The sequence below is a fragment of the Marinoscillum sp. HNIBRBA16962 genome, assembly GCF_057801515.1.
Genome location: NZ_CM173603.1, coordinates 2,190,888 through 2,212,329, shown reverse-complemented (window position 1 = coordinate 2,212,329; position 21,442 = coordinate 2,190,888). Strand labels below are relative to the sequence as shown.

The 21,442-nt window shown below is 43.5% G+C and carries 15 protein-coding genes; 9 read left to right on the top strand and 6 right to left on the bottom strand.

All coding sequences use genetic code 11. The features are described 5' to 3' along the window. Together AC3E9V_RS09445 and AC3E9V_RS09440 are read left to right on the top strand one after the other, a co-directional pair. Window positions 1–3,306 carry a type I restriction endonuclease subunit R gene (locus AC3E9V_RS09445; RefSeq protein WP_488752941.1) on the top strand — a complete coding sequence of 1,102 codons (3,306 nt, stop codon included), beginning with the start codon at window positions 1–3 and terminating at the stop codon, window positions 3,304–3,306. 167 nt (window positions 3,307–3,473) lie between these two features. Beyond that, complete coding sequence (locus AC3E9V_RS09440) at window positions 3,474–5,687, top strand: KAP family P-loop NTPase fold protein (protein ID WP_488752940.1); 2,214 nt, start codon at window positions 3,474–3,476, stop codon at window positions 5,685–5,687. A gap of 305 nt (window positions 5,688–5,992) precedes the next feature. On the opposite strand, the gene AC3E9V_RS09435 is transcribed toward AC3E9V_RS09440, so the two are convergent. From AC3E9V_RS09435 to AC3E9V_RS09425, 3 genes are all read right to left on the bottom strand, one after another. Continuing rightward, window positions 5,993–6,634, bottom strand: coding sequence for a hypothetical protein (locus AC3E9V_RS09435; protein ID WP_488752939.1), 642 nt, complete (start codon window positions 6,632–6,634; stop codon window positions 5,993–5,995). A 36-nt stretch (window positions 6,635–6,670) separates the two neighbouring features. Further along, on the bottom strand, window positions 6,671–6,958 hold the full coding sequence (locus tag AC3E9V_RS09430) for a hypothetical protein (RefSeq protein WP_488752938.1): 288 nt from the start codon (window positions 6,956–6,958) through the stop codon (window positions 6,671–6,673). A gap of 406 nt (window positions 6,959–7,364) precedes the next feature. Continuing rightward, window positions 7,365–8,633, bottom strand: coding sequence for a hypothetical protein (locus tag AC3E9V_RS09425; RefSeq protein WP_488752937.1), 1,269 nt, complete (start codon window positions 8,631–8,633; stop codon window positions 7,365–7,367). A 343-nt stretch (window positions 8,634–8,976) separates the two neighbouring features. Between AC3E9V_RS09425 and AC3E9V_RS09420 the strand changes: the two genes are divergently transcribed. From AC3E9V_RS09420 to AC3E9V_RS09410, 3 genes are all read left to right on the top strand, one after another. Next, window positions 8,977–9,357 carry a response regulator transcription factor gene (locus AC3E9V_RS09420; RefSeq protein ID WP_488752936.1) on the top strand — a complete coding sequence of 127 codons (381 nt, stop codon included), beginning with the start codon at window positions 8,977–8,979 and terminating at the stop codon, window positions 9,355–9,357. A gap of 110 nt (window positions 9,358–9,467) precedes the next feature. Continuing rightward, window positions 9,468–10,580, top strand: a complete 1,113-nt coding sequence (locus AC3E9V_RS09415; RefSeq protein ID WP_488752935.1) for a sugar transferase — start codon at window positions 9,468–9,470, stop codon at window positions 10,578–10,580. A gap of 148 nt (window positions 10,581–10,728) precedes the next feature. Then, window positions 10,729–11,349 carry a Uma2 family endonuclease gene (locus AC3E9V_RS09410; protein WP_488752934.1) on the top strand — a complete coding sequence of 207 codons (621 nt, stop codon included), beginning with the start codon at window positions 10,729–10,731 and terminating at the stop codon, window positions 11,347–11,349. A gap of 85 nt (window positions 11,350–11,434) precedes the next feature. On the opposite strand, the gene AC3E9V_RS09405 is transcribed toward AC3E9V_RS09410, so the two are convergent. Next, on the bottom strand, window positions 11,435–12,118 hold the full coding sequence (locus AC3E9V_RS09405; RefSeq protein WP_488752933.1) for a LytR/AlgR family response regulator transcription factor: 684 nt from the start codon (window positions 12,116–12,118) through the stop codon (window positions 11,435–11,437). A gap of 48 nt (window positions 12,119–12,166) precedes the next feature. Further along, complete coding sequence (locus tag AC3E9V_RS09400; RefSeq protein ID WP_488752932.1) at window positions 12,167–14,674, bottom strand: PAS domain S-box protein; 2,508 nt, start codon at window positions 14,672–14,674, stop codon at window positions 12,167–12,169. 175 nt (window positions 14,675–14,849) lie between these two features. Between AC3E9V_RS09400 and AC3E9V_RS09395 the strand changes: the two genes are divergently transcribed. Next, window positions 14,850–15,350, top strand: a complete 501-nt coding sequence (locus AC3E9V_RS09395) for a metallophosphoesterase family protein (RefSeq protein WP_488752931.1) — start codon at window positions 14,850–14,852, stop codon at window positions 15,348–15,350. Between the two features lie 2 nt (window positions 15,351–15,352). Here AC3E9V_RS09395 and AC3E9V_RS09390 read toward each other — a convergent pair whose 3' ends face one another. Next, window positions 15,353–16,984: a M28 family metallopeptidase gene (locus tag AC3E9V_RS09390; protein ID WP_488752930.1), complete on the bottom strand. Its 1,632-nt coding sequence runs from the start codon at window positions 16,982–16,984 to the stop codon at window positions 15,353–15,355. A 168-nt stretch (window positions 16,985–17,152) separates the two neighbouring features. Between AC3E9V_RS09390 and AC3E9V_RS09385 the strand changes: the two genes are divergently transcribed. From AC3E9V_RS09385 to AC3E9V_RS09375, 3 genes are all read left to right on the top strand, one after another. Then, window positions 17,153–18,049 (top strand): NHL repeat-containing protein, encoded by an 897-nt coding sequence (locus AC3E9V_RS09385; RefSeq protein WP_488752929.1) that lies wholly within the window; start codon window positions 17,153–17,155, stop codon window positions 18,047–18,049. Window positions 18,050–18,160: 111 nt separating this feature from the next. Beyond that, window positions 18,161–19,798, top strand: a complete 1,638-nt coding sequence (locus tag AC3E9V_RS09380) for a dipeptidyl-peptidase 3 family protein (RefSeq protein ID WP_488752928.1) — start codon at window positions 18,161–18,163, stop codon at window positions 19,796–19,798. Between the two features lie 370 nt (window positions 19,799–20,168). After that, the gene (locus AC3E9V_RS09375; RefSeq protein WP_488752927.1) at window positions 20,169–21,374 is read left to right on the top strand and encodes a DEAD/DEAH box helicase; all 1,206 of its coding nucleotides are present in this window, start codon (window positions 20,169–20,171) and stop codon (window positions 21,372–21,374) included. The last annotated feature ends 68 nt before the right edge of the window (window positions 21,375–21,442 follow it).

The following is a 21,442-nucleotide window of genomic DNA, read 5'->3' as shown; positions in this document are numbered from 1 at the left end:
ATGACACGACTAACCGAAAATAAAATTGAGGAATTTGGCATTAAACTCTTAGAGCGCTTGGGTTATGAATATGTTTACGGCCCTGATATAGCTCCTGACCTGCCTTCGACTGAGCTACGGCAGGCAGGTAGTGAAAATCCGGAAAGAGCCAGTTATGAAGAAATTCTGCTTATCAATCGGTTGAGACAGGCTATAGCCAGAATTAATCAGGGTATTCCCTCAGACACGCAGGAAGAAGCCCTCAAAGAAATACAACGCATACACTCACCTGAGCTATTGACCAGTAATGAAGCTTTTCACCGCTTCTTAACGGAAGGCATTCCCGTTTCCAAGACGGTAGATGGAGATGAACGTGGAGACCGAGTATGGCTGATCGATTTCGAAAATCCGGCAAACAATGAGTTTGTAGTGGCCAACCAATACACCATCATTGAAGATGGCAACAATAAGCGACCGGATGTGATGCTCTTTGTAAATGGCATCCCTTTAGTGGTGCTGGAGCTTAAGAATGCTGCAGATGAAAACGCTACGATAAAATCTGCATTTAAACAGATAGAAACCTACAAATCTACTATCCCAAGCCTCTTTACCTACAATGCTTTTACGATCATTTCAGACGGCCTGGAGGCTAAGGCCGGTACGGTTTCTTCAGGAATAAGTCGCTTTATGGCGTGGAAATCGGCCGATGGCAAAGAAGAAGCCTCCAACCTGGTGAGTCAGCTAGAGACACTGATAAACGGAATGCTGAACAAAGAAACCTTACTGGATTTGGTAAGGCATTTTATAGTCTTTGAGAAATCAAAGAAAGTTGAGCCTGCGAAATCCCGATCCGAAGGCATCGGGAAAGATACCGAAAATGGAATAACAACCATATCTACTGTCAAAAAACTAGCTGCATACCATCAATACTATGCAGTCAACCGGGCTATAGAATCTACCCTGAGAGCAGCCGGTCAGCAACTGGAAAAAGAAACACCTGTTAGTATGGTCATGGCCTCAGCGGCTGCTGAAGACCCTGCCAGTTATGGAGTACCTGGGGTTAAATCCCAGATAATGGGGGATAGAAAAGGCGGTGTGGTTTGGCATACACAAGGAAGTGGAAAATCCCTCTCTATGGTGTTTTATACCGGCAAGATTGTACAAGCACTGGACAACCCTACGGTGGTGATCATAACAGACCGAAACGATCTGGACGACCAGCTTTTTGACACGTTTGCCTCATCCACTCAATTATTACGACAAGAACCTAAACAGGTATCCGACCGGAACGACTTAAAAGCCAAACTCAAGGTGGCCTCCGGTGGGGTGATATTCACCACCATTCAAAAATTTCAACCGGAAGAAGGTAACGTGTACGAGACCCTTTCCGAACGGAAAAATATCGTAGTGATAGCCGATGAAGCCCATAGAACCCAGTACGGCTTCAAAGCTAAAACTGCGGATGTAAAAGACTACTCCGGAAATGTAACGGGGCAAAAGATCGTATATGGTTTTGCTAAATACATGCGTGATGCACTACCCAATGCTACCTATTTAGGTTTTACAGGAACCCCAATTGAGAATACAGATGTCAACACCCCTGCTGTATTCGGCAATTATATAGATGTGTATGACATAGCCCAGGCAGTAGAAGATGGAGCTACCGTTCGTATCTTCTATGAAAGCAGGCTGGCGAAAGTCAATTTGAGTGAGGAGGGCAAACAGCTGGTTGAAGACCTTGAAAGTGAATTGGATGAGGAGGACTTGACTGATACACAAAAAGCCAAGGCCAAATGGACGCAACTAGAAGCACTGATAGGTAGTGAAAATCGATTGGCTACCGTGGCAAAAGACATAGTACAGCACTTTGAACAAAGACAGGAAGTCTTTGAAGGCAAAGGAATGATTGTCACCATGTCCAGACGAATTGCAGCAGACCTCTACGAAGAAATTATCAGGATCAAACCGGAATGGCATTCCGGTGATCTGGATAAGGGAGTGATCAAAGTAGTGATGACCTCATCTTCTTCTGATGGTCCCAACATGGCAAAACATCACTCCACCAAACAACAGCGAAAGACTTTAGCGGATCGAATGAAAGATCCTGATGATGAGCTGAAGCTGGTCATCGTTCGTGACATGTGGTTAACTGGTTTTGATGCTCCGAGTATGCATACCCTTTACATTGATAAACCAATGAAAGGTCACAACCTCATGCAGGCTATAGCAAGGGTTAACCGTGTTTACAAAGACAAACCCGGTGGCCTTGTGGTTGATTATTTGGGCATTGCTTCTGATTTGAAAAAAGCCCTCTCTTTCTACTCAGATGCCGGAGGAAAAGGCGACCCGACCATAGCCCAGGAACAAGCTGTAGAGTTGATGTTGGAAAAACTGGAAGTTGTCTCTAATATGTATCATGGTTTTCCGTATGAAGATTATTTTGAAGCAGATACCGGGAAAAAGCTCTCCATGATTCTGGCCGCAGAAGAACATATTTTAGGCTTAGAAGATGGAAAGAAAAGATACATCAACGAAGTAACCGCCTTATCCAAGGCATTTGCCATCGCCATTCCGCATGAGGAGGCAATGGATGTAAAGGAAGAAGTGTCATTCTTTCAGGCTGTAAAAGCCCGACTCTCAAAGTTTGATGGTACGGGTTCAGGTAGAACGGATGAAGAGATAGAAACAAGCATCCGTCAGGTAGTAGACAAGGCCTTAGTATCAGAACAGGTCATTGATGTATTTGATGCGGCAGGCATCAAGAAACCGGATATCTCCATTCTTTCAGAGGACTTTTTGATGGAGCTTAAGGGAATGGAGCATAAGAATGTAGCTCTGGAAGTATTGAAGAAACTGCTCAATGATGAAATAAAAAGCCGATCCAAAAAGAACCTTGTCAAGAGCAGATCTTTAATGGAAATGCTGGAAAACTCCATCAAGAAGTACCACAATAAGATCCTGACCGCTGCTGAGGTAATGGATGAGTTGATCAAACTCAGCAAGGAAATTGTCAACATGGATAGTGAGGCCAAGCACCTTGGATTGTCTGATTTTGAATATGCCTTTTACACCGCAGTAGCCGATAATGACAGTGCCAGAGACCTCATGGAGAAAGACAAATTACGAGAATTGGCAGTAATCCTGACGGAAAGAGTAAAGCAGAATGCTTCAATTGACTGGAACATCAAAGAGAGCGTAAGAGCGAAGCTCAAGGTGATTATTAAGAGAACCTTACGACAATATGGCTATCCACCGGATATGCAGAAGCTGGCTACCGAAACGGTGCTGAAACAAGCGGAGATGATTGCAAAGGAATTGATGATATAAAACCTAAAATACGCGCGTGAGCTAACATAAAAGGATTTTTAATTAAACTAGTAGAAAAAAAGCCATTGCGAAGCTCTGGCAAGATTCAGACGATTAGAGATACATTTATTGGCTTTCAGGAGTATTTATACCGGGGCGAAGCGGGGTAATTTTTTAAATATGATGCTATGGAACGTCGAGAATACTTATTAGATGATGTGGCTAAAGAGTTAGGACTATCTGAAATAACTCTGCGAAAGGCACTTGTTGATGATGCACCTTTAGATATAGTATTAAAAGGTTTAGAGAACCAACCAGAAACGATAGATCAGGATGGTTACAATTATCTAATTTCAAGATTTTATAGAAGCGAAGAATTACCGGAGATCAAGCAGGAGCTAATTAGGATTAGCAATGAAATTTTTCAGTACCTGCTGGAAAAAAGACAGCAAGATCCAAATCTTCGTTTTTGGTTGAGACAAAAGGATAGCAATCGATCAGATGAAGAAAGGCTTACAAAAGGGCAGTGGTTTCAGGGAAGTGATTACATTTTCGTCGGTTTTTCAGGCATTACTGATCAAAAAAATAAAACGCAGACGATTGGTGTTGTCGTTACCATTAACTCCTCATTGGCTGAAACTTGCTACCTGGAAATTGTATATCCTGCAGAAAATCGACCTGAATACTTGCTTTGTTATCAAAGTATTTTACAAGGTATTGCGTCTGACACAAGCTCTAAAATAGATCCAAACGCATCTAAGGCTCAGTTCCTTTATCGAGGAGACTGGCTTACCGCATTCGATGAATTCTTTACTCGACATAAGCCAATTATAGATAGTACGATCGAGAAAAACGGGTTAAAAAGCGGCTTTGAGATTCCTGAGGAGAAATTCCAGAAAATGTTAAGTAAGACTCTTAAGATTAGAGCAAATTTGTATTCAGAGAACGATGATTTTATTCAACAAAATGAACAGGTCAAACTTCAAACTGAAAGCCTTGATGTAGAAGACAAATTGGGCAGACAGTCCTTTGTCGATGCACTGAAAACCTACCTCCAAAAACTGTGGATTGAGAAAAAGGATGCCTATACCATTCATTTAGGCGGGGAATGGGGAAGCGGTAAGTCTAAAGTCTTGCAGATGCTTGCTACTGATTTACGGAAGGAAAATTGGGTAGTCATTGAGTTTAACGCCTGGCAAAACCAGCACATTGATCCGCCCTGGTGGATTTTTATGGACAATGTGTATAAAGGCATCCAAAGATCCGAAGGACATAAAGGCGGCATTTGGTGGAAAGAACGTTGGTGGCGCCTGATCGGATTGAATCAACATTATTGGCTGAGTTTTTTAGCGCTTGCGGCTGTTTTTCTGGCTGTTAACATCCCGACAGGTTTTACTTTACTCAACATTGGGAATCTTTTAAATAGTGATGAGGGAGGAGAGACTTTATCTGTCATAACTTCTTATGTTGCCCTAATCGGTTCAGTATGGGTTCTTTTTAAGGCTTTTGCCGGATCATTAATCCCAGCCTCTTCTAACGCAGCATCCGAATTTAAAAGAAACGTTCGGGATCCTATGCATGAACTGAAAACACACTATGGAAAAATCATCAACTATACTGAAAAGAATGTAGCGGTTTTTATTGATGATATAGATCGTTGCAATCCTGAATTTGTGGTGAGGATGCTAGAAGGGTTACAAACGCTATTCAGATCTGAAAAGGCTCTCTACATAGTTGCAGGAGATGGGAATTGGATCAAGAAATCGTTTGAAATCTATTACACCGAATTAGAGGGAGTGGTCAACAAACCCGGCCACAGTGTAGGGAACTTCTTTTTGGAAAAGACATTCCAAATGTCGATTAATTTGCCACGGATTTCTGATGAGACGAAAGAGATGTTCTGGAAATACTTGCTTAACGGGGAAGAGGATGTTAAAGAAGGAAACCTGGAACTGGAAGAAGAAATAAATGAAGCCGAAAACGAACAGGAGATTGATAAAGCACTACAAAAGGCAAAAACACCTTCTCAAAAAGTGAACGCCAGGACAGCGGCCGTAAAAAGAATGTCGGAAAAGGAGAATATCCTGAGGGATGTTGAGCACAAGCTTCAAGGTTACCATCAGTTGCTTGAACCCAATGCCAGAAGTATGAAGAGATTGATTAACAACTATGCACTGGAAAGAAAATCAATGATCCTTTCCGGCATTAACCTTAATCAGGTTTCAGATGAAAACTTAATTAAGTGGATCATTTTGAAATCAAGGTTTCCATTGATCGCAGATGAATTGGCTTTGAATCCGCAGGAATTGGAAAGGAGGATAAAACAAGATGTTTCCGGTGAATTAGCTAAACTTATGGAAGGTCTTTCCCCGGATGTAGTGGCTTATTGCGTAAGGAGATAGAACAAGATCAGTGGTTGTTTATTAAACCAGCTTCTACGAGCTAGTTCTTTGGCACTGAATTTTGCTGATTGATAAGATTAAACGATTGTTAGCCGAGAATCTTCTTCTTTGACTTGACCCACAAACCATGTAATATTCCGTAAGGGTTCCTTCCCTCTACCCAAAAAAAAGCCCGGAGCACAATGCCCCAGGCTTCATGAATCGAATCGCTGATATTCGCTTTCAACCTGACATAAATTTTTAAAGAGCTGAACCTTTCAAAAATTTATCGTCATTAATCACCGACTTTTTTGTGAATAAGCAGGTTAATCCACTATCGTGCGGGCAGACTCGTACCCATAGTAAAAGGTAGGCTCCGAGCTGCGGTACCGGCGGGCCAGCTTATCCATCTGATCATACAAGAGCTCATCACATTGGTCAAACAGGTCCTCAAGCTGGGCTACCTTTTGCGACATCTTCACCATGCGCGATCTTGGTCGCCCGTTGATCTCCTCAAAATCATCCAGCGAGGTGTTCAGGTCCGTGACCTGTTCTGCCGTCACCCCATAGTCACCCAGGTTTTCCAGGTGCTCCTCTACCACATCGACCAGGTTGACTACCATCGCAGGGAGCTTGGTATTTTGAGCTTTATAAAAATCACTCATGGTCAGGTCCGTTTTGTCCTGAAGCTCCGTGTTTCCGGTAATCGCCGCATAAGCATTGATCGCCACTGCCAGGTTGCCGGCCTTTTCAGCCACTGCTTTTTTCAGGGCATTTTTACTTCTGCCCAATGGCGTGCTCAGATCACTTTTTTTCTCCCCGGTCTCCCGGATCGATTGGATATAGTCATCCAGTTGATTTTTCAGGGTTGCCTGGATAGGAATGGCATTCCAAAGAGTAGTGTTCTCATCCAGAAGACTTTGTACCTGCTGGTACATCTCAAATTTGTTCTTTTGTTTGGCGTTCACTTTACTATGTATTTATTAGTTAAAAAATAATTTACATTAGGCGATTTGTGCCAGCCCTATCCTATTTCCTGCCAGCACATGGTCATTTCTCACCAGCACTTCCTTATTTCTCACCAGCAGATGGTTATTTCTCACCAGCATTTCCTTATTTCTCACCAGCAGATGGTCATTTCTCACCAGCACTTCCTTATTTCTCACCAGCATTTCCTTATTTCTTACCAGCAGATGGTCATTTCTCACCAGCATTTCCTTATTTCTCACCAGCACTTCCTTATTTCTCACCAGCAGATGGTCATTTCTTACCAGCATTTCCTTATTTCTCACCAACTTTATTTCTTACCAGCACTTCCTTATTTCCTGAATCCGTCCACTTTTTTTCACGCTAAAACAGGGAATTACCTCACTTCCAGTTGGTTGGTCACAAAGACCGGTAATAATTCATTGCTCACAATGCTTTACCTCTGCATAAATAGAAATAAAACATTACTTGTCAAAATAGTTTGTTGATTTTTATCAGCTATTATAGTAAATGCTGTGGCTATGTATGTGTAAATAAAAACCCATCAGGGATTTAGATCCGGGCCAGACAGCTCCTGCTGACAGACAGCTTCAAAGGTTTTTTTGGGGGATACAGTGATAAGGAAGCTTCAGATCGCACCCTCCTTCCCAGGCTGGATAAGGTCAAACCCGAAGCGCTATGGAAAAAACTAAGATTTAATAAAGAGCCTGCTCAACCCCCCTTTGGCGGAATTTTTATTTTGATCGGTTGGCAGTGCGCCGTTTCAGAACCGTCCTCCATCACCCTGGAGACCGCAAAAGTGTATTCCTTGTCATAGGTTTTGATCTCCCATTTGTACATGTTCTTTTCCAGCAGGCCTATGCTTCCTTCCAGAGCCATGGCATCACTCATGATACCGGGAGTCCACAGGTGATACCCGGCTGTGCCATCACCATTTCGCTTTGGATTCCACCGAAGAAAAATGAACTCCTTACCACGCTCCTTGATAACGGAGGCACGCAATCCCTCAGGGACCCCAGGCTTTTCCACTACATCCTCCGTAGCACTCCTGGCACGTACAGGAGTAGATTGCCCTGATGCCGGACTGGCAGCAGGGTCCCACTCGGCCACCAGGCTGGGTCCCTCTGTCTCAAAGAGATTGACCGGCACCGCATAGTAGGTCCACTTTCGGCCTGCATCGCGCTCTTTGTCCAGCTGGATCAAGTCTGTGGTGCTGCCCGCCATGTTAACCCGAATGGGGCGCTCGGTCAGGCGCTCTGCCGGAGTATTCAGGCCTTGTACATAGATATGAAACCCCACTACCTCTTCGGCTTTCAGCTCTGCAGTAGAAAACTTCCAGTTGGGCTTCAGTCCGTTCTGCCCCAGACGCTCTACGGAGCTACCGGAAGTAAGTGTGATGTTATCTTTTTGACCATAAGTCCAGTCGATCGTGTGCAGAGGCTCTGCTGCAGCTCCGGTAGAATAATAAACCGGAAATATTCCGTAAGTGTAACCGGATGCTTCCGGGATAAATGCATCCACATATGCAAAGCCATGAACCAGGGCAAAATCAAACTCTATGGTGGCAAGAAATTTCAAAAAGGGAATCCGTTCCTGGCTTGAAAGAAACTCGTCATACATCTGCTCATGGGTCATCACCTTGATCTTATTGTTGGTGACCAGGGAGTCATACACCTTTTTGAGCCGCTCCTGCTCAGTAAAGGAGCTGGTTACGTATTCCAGCCTTTCGGGATCATCTGTAGCCGGAGCTATTACATTTTTACTCAAAGTCACCCACCTGTCTGTCCCGGATTCCTTTCGCTTTACTAAAAACCCGCGAAGGTCCTCCGGCCACACTTCGGGCGCCCAAAAAAGCTTATAGGTGTCTCCTCCACCTTCTCCCCGAAAGTACACTTGTGGTTTTTCCTGTGCCTTTCCGAAACCGGATAAGATCAAAAGTGCAAACAAACCGAGCAGGCATTTTTTTGATAGATCGTTCATAGCTTAAAATGGATCAGGTTGGAAAATCAGAATGACTAAGAAACAAATAATTGATTGAGAACGCAAATAGGTACATAAAATACAGCAATAACAGGTATGATGGGTGGACAGACCCCTAAATCACCAAAAAACCCCTATCTCCTACAGATCACCGATTGATCTTCCCAATCATCTAAATAATGCCTGTGAAAGCTTTAAAAAATATGATGTTTGACTAATCCTAATGCTGTAAATGACCAAACACATGAAATGAGCATAATGCTCAACTTGGACATTGAGCCGTACCAACCGGGTATGATCAAAGAGTTGTAGCAAACCGCTGATTTCAACAACTTTTGAACACATGAAAAGACAACTATTATTTATCGATGACAATCCCATGATGGGGGCTTTCCTGACCAATCTATTTGAGAAAACACATGAGGTGATGTGGTGTACCAATGCTGAAGAGGCCCTCAGGTGGCTTAAGAATCAGAACATTCCGGACCTGATCATCTGTGACTATGAGCTTACAGGAATGAACGGACTGGATTTTCTGAAGAGAATCAAAAGCACTGGCTTTTTTAAAGACATACCGGTGATTATGCTCTCGGGGAAAGTTTCCAGCGAATGCCGGATCGAATGTCTCAAGCTTGGCGCTGAGGACTTTGTGGTCAAGCCATTTAACCCGGCCGAGCTCCGCCTGAAGGTAGAAAACCTTTTACGCAAAGTGGAGGCTTATTAACTGCTAACCAGATGAAATAAGCATGATGCTTAACCCAATTATTGAGCAACACCAACCGGGGATGATCAAAATTGGGTGGCAAACCGCCTATTTCAGTAACTTTTAAACACATGAAAGAGATTTTCCTAATCAATCAAGACCATCTCAGGGAAGGAATTAAGGAGTACGGATTTCTGGTAACTGACTTTGATTCGCAAGAGCTGGCAATCGAGGCCCTTCGATCCGGAGGTGATGCAGGCACCAGAATGCCTGCCGCTGTACTTTGCGACTATCAAATAGATGGTGCCTACAAGGAAATAATCAATGCAGCTAAAGGCATAAACGTCCCGGTGATCGTACTATCGCACATCACAGATGACCTGGCTAAGCAAGATGCATTCACAGCAGGCGCTACAGACTTCTTCACCTATGGTTTAGATCTCGAACAACTAGCCTACCGGATCAACTCCCTGGATGACTGGAGTAAGGAAGTGAAACGCCAACCAATAAAAGTGGACTATAAGGTACCTGCCGGAAAAAGAGTGTTTGATGTGGTTGTATCTATCCTGGTAATAACCCTTCTTCTACCGGTATTCATTGTGGTTGCGCTGCTTATAAAGCTCACTTCCAGTGGCCCGGTTTTTTGCAGTTCGATGCGGGTCGGAACAGGATATACTGTTTTCCCCCTGTACCAGTTTCGCACCGCGAAGCAAATGCAGGGTAATACAGGATCAAAAACCAAATTGCCAGGGTTTATAAAAAGGAACACAGCTATCAAAAAAGGAAAAAATGAGGAGGTGGATACAAGTCCGATGCTTGTAGGAGATGACCTGTATATTTCCGAAGAATATTACAGGGAAAAGCGCCGGATTGAAAGTCAGGAAGCTCTGATAAACAGTGATAATACCCCTGAAGTCACCGGGCCTGGGCACTTTATCCGAAAATCGGGAATATGTGAGCTCCCTCAGTTTTTCAATGTGCTCCTGGGGCATATGTCTATTGTAGGTAACCGTCCTCTTCCTTTGCATGAGGCAGAAAGGCTTACCTCTGATGCCTGGACACTGAGATTTCTTGCTCCGGCAGGAATTACGGGTCTGTGGCAGCTGACCGAATCTTCTGAAAACCACCGGGAAATGCTGGATCTCATTTACGCTCAAAAATATTCCTTCTGGATGGATCTGAAGATCTTATTAAATATACTGGACCGCACTACCAGAAAAAGTCTGGAAATGCATCAAAACTGACATAATCCTGGCTAATAGAGATTAATTAAGCGAGTCTTTTCATGTGGATCATTGCTATAGGCAATGGAGTAAGGGCATCCGGTTGGGTGCCCTTTGCTTTTTTCGGATGAGGTTCTTGAATCTACCTGTATTCGCTATCTTAGTAATCATGTCTACTACTTATAAGCCAAAGGATAAGATCACAGACTTCAAAGTACTGGAGCCTGAGGCTACCTATTCCTATGCAGATTATTTGAGATGGGAATTTGAGGAGCGGGTAGAGCTGATCAAAGGGAAATTATTTAAGATGTCCCCTGCCCCAAAAAGAAATCATCAGGATATCAACCTTACTCTCAGCGCTGAAATTTACAATTACCTGAAAGGCAAAAGGTGCAAAGTCTACAGTGCCCCTTTTGATGTACGTTTACCGTCTGGTCCCCAGGACCCGGATAGCAAAACCTATACCGTGGTACAACCAGACATCTGTGTGGTCTGTGACCTGACCAAACTCGATGATGCCGGGTGTAAGGGGGCTCCCGATCTGATTGTAGAGGTTCTATCTCCTGCTACTGCTGCCAAAGACCTTCATGACAAGTATGAATTATACCAGGAACATGGTGTAAAGGAATACTGGGTAGTGTACCCCGGGGAAAATGTGATGGAATTGTTCGAGTTGGATAAGTCTCTAAAATACCATTCCCGGGGAAAGTTTGTAAAAGGAGATACGATTGAATCTAAAACATTGAATGGGTTTAGCCTCAACCTGGATGAAGTGTTTAAGGAAGACTAAATCCGTTCCTGCCACTAATGGCCTCACAGACTCATAGAAGACTAAAAGCGCCCTTTTTTGAAGCTTAAACAGCTGATCCCTTTCGCTAAATGGTTTTGATCTTATTCATCAAAGTTGGCTTGTGAGCCCTGCTGATGGGGATCACCTTATCATGGATCACCATATTGGTCTCCTCTATGTCCACAACCTTTGAGAGGTTTACAATGTAAGACCTGTGCACTTTCAGAAAATGATTGTTTTTGATCTTATCATCTATGTTCTTCAGGGTAGAGTGGACCACATATTTTTCTTTGATGGTGCGGAACGTGACATAATCACCCAGCGACTCCACATAAAGCACGTCATCAAGGCTTAAACGCACATACCGTCCATCTACCTTGATAAAGATCTCTTTCATCTCACCCCCTGATTTTTGTGATGCCTGCTCCGTACGGGCACGATCTATGGCTTTGAGCAAACGAGGAAATTCCACAGGTTTGGTAAGAAAATCCGTGACCTGATGTTCAAAGGCTTCTACAGCATATTCCGAATGCCCGGTAGTAAAAATGACCATTGGCAGGTTCTCTACACTTTTCACCAGATCCATACCTGTAAGGTCAGGCATTTGAATATCCAGCAGCATCAGATCAACTGGCTCATTGTTTAAAAACTTAATGGCCTCCATGCCGTTCTCACATAACCCCACTACTTCCAGATCGTCAATCTTCTGGCACATAGCCTCCAGAGATTTCCTGGCCATTTGATCATCATCTACTATAAGACATTTCATGTTCGTGTGTGTTTGATCTTAAAAAAACCTAACTGGTTAAAGTTATTATTAGTTATCCAAAATGGCAGTCATCCTGGATAACTCTTTTTTAACAAGTTTAAGCTTATTTTTGTATTCCTGAAAAAAAACGGGAACAATTTCTCGTAACTCGCTCCCCTCCCCATTCTTTCCTAACCTCTCAAACTCCTTCATCAAATCCGTAAAAGGTGTCAGCCCCACCATGGCAAAATTGGGTTTTATCCTGTGAGCCAATGCCCCGAATTTCTCCCAATCCTCCTTTACATAGTATCGTTTTAGTTCTGCTATTTCTTTACTGATATTTCCCAGAAAAATCTCAAACATCAGTGCAGCACGTTCCAGGTCATTTTCATAGAATGTTTCGAGATAGGTATGATCCAGATCTTCGGAATACTTAAAAATACTTTCATTATCCTCTACAGTGATATTCCCATCACTTATCTCATTGATAGTCCCTAGCAACTGGTCCGGAGAAAACGGTTTGGTCAGGTGGAAGTTCATCCCTGCTTCCAGAGCCCGCTCTTTTTCATCTACTAAAGCTGAAGCTGTAAGGGCTATTATCGGAATGTCCCGGTTGGGGTTTTTCTCATGGTTTCGGATGCGGATTGTCGTTTCATAACCATCCATCACCGGCATTCTGATATCCATAAGCACCAGGTCGTAGTGATTCTTTTCTATCAGCTCCATCGCTTCTCCACCATGATTCGCTATGTTGTATGTAATGCCCCATTTTCTCAGAAGCCCCACCAGGTACTGTTGGTTTACCCTATTATCCTCCACTATCAGTACATGCTTTATAGTCCCTGACTCAAAAGCAGGTTTTTGTAGTGAGTCCTTTTCTTCAGAGGTGACAAGTTCTCCCTTTTTTAGTCTGAGCGTAAATGTAAACACGGAGCCCTTACCTGGTTCACTGTCTACTGAAATGGACCCATTATAGATTTTCAAAAGCTGACGAACGATTGAAAGCCCGAGCCCTGTACCACCGTATTTTAGCTTAGTCTGCTTATTGCCCTGATTGAAGGTATCAAAGATTTTTGTCAGTTCTTTTTTTGAGATCCCAATCCCCGTATCCTTAACAGCTGTTTCTATAAGGAAGTAGCCACCTTCCTCTGATAGCACCTTCGAACAGATGGTCACTTCTCCTTCGTCCGTAAACTTGACTGCATTGCCTATCAGGTTGAGGAGTATTTGGTTTATTACCGTAGGGTCCGCATAAACGGGTGCAGACAACCGGTCATCCAGTTCGTATGAAAACTTTATGTTTTTATCAGACGTCTTGAAATTATACGTTTTGATAATGGCTCGAATATTTTCCCCCAGCTCAAAGCTCTTTTCGTTCAGCTCCATCTTGCCTGCTTCGATCTTGGAGAGATCCAGGATATCAGATATAAGTCCCAGCAGGATATCAGATGCATACTGAATATTGTTGAGATAGTCCAGCTGCTCGTCGGTCAGGTGAGTATCATAAAGCAGGCTGATGATCCCGGTTATCGCATTGATAGGATTCCTGATTTCATGGCTCATGTTAGCCAGAAATTGTTTTTCAGCGTCTCTGGCATTTTCAGCAACTACCCTGGATTCCCTAAGATCGTTCTCCAGCTTTTTGCGCTCAGTAATATTGTAATGAATGCCAATGGAGCCGGAGAAATTACCCTCATCGTCATAAAACGGTGACCCGCTGATCAGCACCCAGATGAGCTCACCATTCTTGCGCTTCATCTGAACTTCATAAATACTTTGCTTGCCGGTCTGCCGTTTCGTATCCTGGAGCTTCATCATTTCACGATACTGCTTCGGGAAAAAAAGCTCATGTGTATCCTTTCCTATTAGCTCCTCTTTGGTATATCCCACCATCTCACAAAAAGAGTCGTAGGCTTTGATGATCTTATGGTCTCGATCCACCTCCAGCAGCCCCAGCTCCATGTTTTCAATAATACCACGATATTTTTCCTCGCTTTGACGGATGCGTTCTTCGTAGTAGTACTCTTCAGTTACATCACGAAATTGCCAGAGTTGCCCCAAATATTCCTCTGATGAGTAGACAGGGATAAAGTCCCGTTCGAGGACCCGTCCGTCTCTCATTTTGAGGATCTGGTTTACGGCAAGCTCTTTTTTCTCAACAAGCTCAGAAACCATGTGCTCAAAGGCATCGGGATCCTCAAATAACTCCTTCTTGAAGGGATATACCTCCCTGTAATCCTGTCCGATCAAAGTATCAGGATCATACTCCATGTTAAAGGTTTCACAGAATTTTTGGTTGATCAGAAGGATCCTTCTGTTCTCATCTTCCAGCAGTATACCTGAGTGAAGATTCTTAATGAGCGAGGATAGGGTATTGGTCCTTCGTTTGATGTTCTTCTCCAGAAAATCATTAAGCTGCATCAGCTCGGCATTGGTCTGATGCAATTCATCAGATTTGCTTTCCAGCCGGGCCTCTAAAGCGCAGCGGGCAGTTCGCTCCTTTGCCAGTTCGTTCCTGAGTTGGTCAACTTCTTCTTTTAACCTTTCTACAGCCCCTAAGTCATGCTCTGCTGCCATGATCTTTTATTGCATTAATAGTACACCGGGCCAAAAAATATAGACCATTCATACAAACAGACTGTTAACCTGAAATGATCATTTTGATACCCCGGTTCGTAAATTTCATTCACTTACGCCAGAGTAAAGCATTAACTTCGATGAACGGATAAATTCATTCGGTTATACTCACTTTATGAAGATAGGAATAATATCAGATACTCACAATCACCTCAATAAAGCCATTTTTAAATACTTTGATGCATGTGATGAGATCTGGCATGCCGGAGATATTGGTCAGCTGGAGATACTGGAGCAGTTGGAAAAGTTTAAACCAACCTATGCGGTATTTGGCAATATAGACGATCACAGAGTGAAAGCTGCGGCACCTGAAAATCAGGTATTGATCAGGGACGGACTGAAAGTTTTAATAACCCACATCGCAGGAAAACCCCCAGGCTACAATGGTCGTGTTAAGAAGCTGATAAGCGAACATAAGCCAGATATGCTGGTATGCGGACATTCGCATATTTTGAAAGTACAGCCAGACAAAATAAACAACCTGCTATTTGTCAATCCGGGAGCAGCAGGCCAACAGGGCTTTCACAAAGTAAAAACCCTCCTGAGAATGGACATTCAGGAGGGTCGGTTTCAAAACCTTGAAGTCATAGAGCTAGGCCCCAGGGGAATGATTTGACACTAGCTACTTTCCCTAATCGATTTAAACTCTGAGCCTTCTTTCCATTTTGGCCAAATTTCAGAATCACCAAGTTTACGACCAAGCCGGTAAAACAGCGTAGCATCCTGCAGCATGCCGCCAAATAACCACTCTTCCGGGTAGTATTCATCGGCCGGTCGGTGATATCTGTTGGTTTCGTACTCCATAGACTTCTCCTCAATGTATTTTACTCCATAATCCATGGACTCATATACCCCACTGGCAAAAATGGCCGGTATGCCCACCTTGGCAAATTGAAAATGGTCTGATCGGAAAAAATAACCTTTACCCGGATCGGGATCAGGCATGACATATCTTCCCTGTGCTCCGGCAATCTCTCCGGCAAGGTCATCCAGCTCAGACTGACCGTAACCTACTATGGTAAAATCTTTCATTAACCCATAGTAACCCACGCCATCCATATTAATATTAGCCACTGTCTTTTTGGGTGGGTAAACAGGGTTTTCTGCATAGTACTTTGACCCGAGCAGTCCCTGCTCCTCAGCAGTAACGGCCAGAAATATCACCGTTCTTTCGGGTTTTTCCGTAGCTGCAAATGCCCGGGCTATTTCCAGGAGGGCCGCAGTACCAGTAGCATTATCATGAGCGCCATTGTAAATACTATCTCCATCTACAGCCGGTCCTACACCCAGGTGATCCCAGTGAGCCGTATAAATGATGTACTCATCAGGTCTTTTACTGCCCTCTATTTTGGCTATCACATTTTTTGATACGTTTCGCTTAATTCCATTTTCCACAGAAACTGAAGCTTTAACCTGCAAAGGAATGGGTTTGAAATCCGCCTGTCTTGAGCGTTCCACAAAATTTCGCATATCTACCGGTGAGTTTTCAAAAAGCCGGATCGCCGCATCTCTGGTCAGCCACCCCTGTACTGCAGGCTTGTAGCTATCACCAGTCTGGTCAAGATACAGGCTGGCTCCGGACCAGGAGTTACGAACTACAGACCAGCCATAACCTGCAGGCGCCGTATCATGGATGATAAATATGCCGGCAGCACCCTGACGAGCAGCTTCCTCATACTTATAGGTCCACCGACCATAATAGGTCATCGTCTGACCTTTAAACAGCGTACTATCACCTGACCCAAACCCGGGATCATTGACCAGCACTATTACGGTTTTGCCCTTCACATCCAGGCCTTCATAATCATTCCACCCATACTCCGGAGCTACAATGCCAAATCCGGCAAAAACAACTTCTGATTCCTTCAGAACGTTCTGCTCCGCTACTCGCTCAGAGTACGCTACAAACTCCTCAGAAACCTTCAGGTCTACCGTCCCTTTTTCAGAAGCTAAAGTAAGGCTGGAAGAAGGTTTGGCATTCAGCTCCACCAAAGGAACTTCCTGAAAATACGAGTCACCATTCCCCGGAGATAGTCCGTATGAAATAAACTCTTCTTTCAGGTAATTAATGGTTTTTGTCTCCCCTTCTGTAAATGGCTTTCTACCCTGAAATTCATCGGAGGCCAGTTTTTTAATATGTTCTTCTATTTTGACTGTGTCTATTAATGACTTGTCTGCCTGCCCTTTTTGCGGTGAGTCACAGGCGACTACTGAAATGATGATTAGAGTAAAGATTGCTAAGTGCTTCATAGATTCATTTTTTTGAAGATGTGCATTTTTTGCAACAATTTAAAACTGCTCGTGATAAGAGGTTCTATTTATGTACAAACATGATTTTTTTTGAATTTGACCAGAACAAATACGCCCCTCTTTTATTTATATGCAATAGAAAGCCTAAATTTAGAAAAAAATAAAGCTATGAAATACCTGACCAAATCTTTCGTATTTGCTTTGGCTATGGCTATGGTTGTGGCCTGCCAAACGAAGAAAAGCGAAACAGCCAGTGATGAAACCATGGAATCCGGGAAGGAAATAACTGCTTCCCTGGAGAAACTATGGGAAACCGATACTGTACTTTCTACAGTGGAATCTGTATTGTATGATGAGGCAAACGATGTACTATACGCTTCCTGCATAGGAGGAGTCCCACCCAATGCCCAGGACGAGGATGGATTTATTGCAAAAGTATCGCCCAAAGACGGCTCGATCATAGACCTGGATTGGATTACTAAGATCGACGCTCCAAAGGGAATGGGCCTGTTCGAAGGAACTCTCTATGTAACTAATATTGATGAAGTAGTGGTAATAGATGTCGCCTCAGGTGAGATCACAGAAAGAATACCCGTGGAAGGGGCGGAATTTCTAAATGACATCACTGTAGATGAAAATGGTGACGTTTACTTCAGTGATTCCAATACTAACAAGGTCCACAAACTAAGCGGTGGCGAAGTAAGCCTCTGGGCTGAAGCGGAAGGAAGACCAAACGGTCTCTTTTATGATGGAGAGAAAATGATGATGGCAACTTTCAATTCGGGAAAATTCAATGAAATAGATGTAGCTTCCCAGGAGGTAACGCCAGTAGCAGACTCCATACCCGGAGGTGACGGTGTGGTAAAAGTCGGCGTGGATTTTCTCGTGTCAAACTGGAACGGTGAAGTTTATTATGTAACAGCAGGCTATGACAAAAAGAAAATCCTTGATACCAAAAATGTGGGAGATAATGCTGCTGACATTGAATTTATCTCTTCCAGCAATACCCTGTTGGTGCCTACATTTTTTGGGAACCGAATAGTTGCTTATAAGGTAACTAAATAACCAGGCCTTGCTGTAAAATTTTTTCAGAGCCGATTGCACAGTAATCGGCTCTTTTCATTTGCCCCATTAGAAATAATTTTTCCTAACTTCGGTGCATAAACCCAAAACCCTATGAAAAGATCAACAACCTACATTTTCTTATTATCCACGCTGATCTATTCCTGTACTACTCCTCAGAATGAATCAGTTGAAGAAGCACCCGGCAATGAAATGGCAGAAAAAGTGGAAGACTACAAAAGTGTCCGACTGACCGCAGACCTCAATCAGCTGTCAGAGAATGAAAAGCTAATGATCCCTAAACTCATAGAAGCTGCCAAAATCATGGACGAGCTTTTTTGGTACGAAGCTTATGGCAAAAAAGATTCATTGATGGATGCTGTATCTGATGAAGCAACCAAAGCTTATATCAAGATCAATTATGGTCCGTGGGATCGTCTGAATGATAATGAGCCTTTTATTGATGGAGTGGGCCACAAACCAGCCGGGGCTAATTTCTATCCGAAAGACATGACAAAGGACGAATTTGAAGCTGCAGAGCTGGAAGGAAAAGCCAGCCTTTACACCTTTATCAGGCGAGACAAATCAGGAAACCTCATCACAGTACCCTACTACGAGATGTTTGAAGAAGAGGTGAAAAAAGCTTCGGCTATATTGCTGGAATGTGCCGAGCTGGCAGAAGATCAGGGGCTGAAAAAGTACCTGGAACTTCGCGCGCAGGCACTCCTTACTGATGAATACCAGCCGAGCGATATGGCATGGATGGACATGAAGACAAATGGTATCGACGTAGTAATAGGCCCTATCGAAAATTATGAGGACAACCTTTTCAATTATAAAGCAGCCCATGAGGCCTATGTGCTCATTAAAGACAAACAATGGAGTGACCGACTGTCAAAATATGCGGCGGTTTTACCGGAGCTTCAAAAGGGCCTGCCGGTCCCGGACAAATACAAATCCGAAAAGCCTGGCAGCGATGCAGACCTGAACGCTTACGATGTGGTATACTATGCCGGAGACTGCAATGCCGGTTCAAAAACCATTGCCATTAACCTGCCAAATGATGAAGAGGTACAGCTTGAAAAGGGATCGAGAAGGCTTCAGCTGAAAAATGCCATGCGAGCAAAGTTTGATGAGATTTTAGTCCCGATCTCCAGAGTCCTGATAGCTGAAGAGCAGCAAAAACATATAACATTTGATGCGTTCTTTAGTAACACCATGTTTCACGAAGTAGCTCACGGACTTGGAATAAAAAACACGATCAACGGCAAAGGAACCGTAAGAGCCGCACTGCAGGAACACAGCTCAGCGCTGGAAGAGGGTAAAGCAGACGTACTGGGGCTCTATATGATTACCCAGCTTCATGAGCAGGGTGAGATCAATGGCGATCTGGAAGACTACTACGTCACCTTCATGACCAGTATTTTCCGGTCCATCCGGTTTGGGGCAGCCAGTGCCCATGGTAAGGCCAATATGATCCGCTTCAATTTTTTTAAGGAGTATGGCGCTTTTACTAAAAATGAGAACGGCACTTATTCTGTAAATTTTGACAAGATGCAGGAAGCGATGAATGCCTTATCTGAAAAAATTCTTACCCTTCAGGGTGATGGTGATTATGCAGGTGTGGATCAGCTGGTCAAGGAAAAAGGAATCATCGGTAACGAACTGCAGTCAGACCTTGATAGGCTGGAAGAACAAAACATTCCGGTCGACATAGTTTTTGAGCAAGGGGTAGAAGTACTGGGACTTTAGGTCATAATATTTATAAGTACCGTCCGAGAAAAGATTTTGTTTTCAAAGAAAATTTATCAAAATCTACCCCTAATCCGGGTGCCCCTAAATCCCCTAAAGGGGACTTTCGAACACCCCTTCAGGGGACGGGACGACGTGGAACGGGTAGTTTTGAAGGATTCGAAAAAATCTTTTCCCGGATGGAATCTCATTTTGTTTAAACGTACTTTTGTTGAATATTTAAAATTTAGTCGGACGACAGTAGTTATTTATAACAGGAATGTGGTCTTTTCAGATCCATTCCTTTTTATTTTTTATATCGGTCCCACTTTTTGAAGTCTCTCCATTAGTTTGCTTAATTTACGCCTCAAAATTAAGGACATATAAAGATTTGAAATTTTCAGAATTTGCTCTAAACCCTAAACTACTAGAAGGAATAGAGGCGATAGGCTTTGAAAACGCAACGCCTGTCCAGGATGCGACCATCCCGGTAATACTTCAAGGCAAAGACGTAATAGCAGCAGCACAGACCGGCACAGGTAAAACTGCGGCTTTCCTGCTGCCTATAATCAATAAAATACTGGAAGAACCGGATGATGACCAGATAAAAGCATTAGTCATCGTACCAACACGGGAATTGGCTGTGCAGATCGATCAGCAGTTGGAAGGGCTCTCCTATTACACTTCAGTGAGTTCCATTGCTGTATACGGAGGTGGTGACGGTCAGTCATTTAACCGGGAGAAAAAGGCACTCACCCATGGTGCAGATATTATCATAGGTACTCCGGGCAGACTGATAGCACACCTGAACATGAAGTATGTAAAGATCAGTCAGTTGAAATACCTGATCCTGGATGAGGCGGACCGCATGCTTGATATGGGATTTCATGAGGATATCATGAAAATAATCGGCTATGTACCAAAAGAGCGACAGTCCCTCCTGTTCTCTGCTACTATGCCGGAAAAGATCCGAAAACTGGCAAAGACCATTTTGAAAGATCCGGAAGAGATCAATATTGCCATATCAAAGCCTAATGAGAATATTGTCCAGGCGGCTTTTGTGGTATACGACACCCAAAAGATCGCGCTTGTAAAGCATATACTGAAGGCTGACTGGCTAAGAAGTGTGATTGTATTCTGCTCTACAAAAGACAGCGCTAAAGCACTTACACGAGAGCTCAAAAAAACCGACCTTTCAGTAGAACAAATTCATTCTGATCTGGAACAGAAAGAGCGGGAAGCCGTGCTCAGTCAGTTCAAAAGCAGGAAACTTACCGTACTGGTAGCCACAGACATCCTGTCGAGGGGGATCGATATAGAGGACATAGATATCGTCATCAACTTTGACGTACCAAATGATGGTGAAGACTACATCCACCGGATAGGACGGACAGCTCGTGCAGCTTCCAAGGGAGCAGCTTTTACATTTATCAATGAAAAAGAGCAGGGCAAATTCCTGGCAATAGAAGAGCTGCTGGGTAACCCGGTACTTAAAGCCAAACTACCTGACCATATAGGCGAAGGGCCGGAATATAAGCCACGGCCATTTCGGAAAGGACGCAGCGGCGGATTCAAAGGAAAGAAAAGGAGAAAATAGTATTCAGCATTTTTTACTACACTGATGCAACCCAATTAAAAAAGATTTCGCATATTTGTTATACAATA